At 27.6% G+C, this 620-nt stretch carries 1 protein-coding gene; it reads right to left on the reverse strand.

Annotated elements, in window-relative coordinates; all coding sequences use genetic code 11:
* Nucleotides 1-187 (reverse strand): hypothetical protein (locus RTW80_RS26865; RefSeq protein WP_312721142.1); only part of this gene is annotated, 187 nt, incomplete at its 3' end.
* Nucleotides 188-620 lie beyond the last annotated feature (433 nt).

Here is a 620-nt window from a genome sequence, read left to right on the forward strand (position 1 = left end):
ATGTTATAAAGTAACAAAATGAGTTGGTAAGCATAAAGTAAAGAGGATAACTTATAGTGCTCCCCTTATTTAAAGCATTTTGTTTTTTTTGTATTCTATTGTTAGGCTCAGTATTAATCCGGGGTAATAATAATCTTATTTCACCAGCGGTTAGACAAGAATTTTTTTTATCGAAAAAAACAACCACATCCTTTTATCAGAAAATTGATGCGTGCTTTAGCAACGTTAATCTTGACTTTACATACAAGTCTGTTGATTACTCAGCATCTACCATTTTGCAATACATTAGAAGATTAATAAGAAAGCTTTACATTAAATAAAAGAGATGCAATCATCAATAAAATAAGAATATCTCGTTAAGAAATATAGCAATATATATGATATTTCAGGAAATAAGTAATCATACATCTATTGATTTATAAAGTATTATTGGAAGGAAGTGTTACATGAACGATTTACGCACTCCCCTCCATTACACTAATAAACACCACCGACTTGGTATTTATAAACTTTATAATAAAAACATCATTTTTACTGAAACCAAATAAATATCAATCACGAAGATAATTAACCTATCTGAACAAGTAATTATACTCATATGTTATTAGTTTTCTTATTAA

The organism is Escherichia sp. AM3 (genome assembly GCF_032029835.1).
In the GTDB taxonomy this organism is placed as follows: domain Bacteria; phylum Pseudomonadota; class Gammaproteobacteria; order Enterobacterales; family Enterobacteriaceae; genus Escherichia; species Escherichia coli.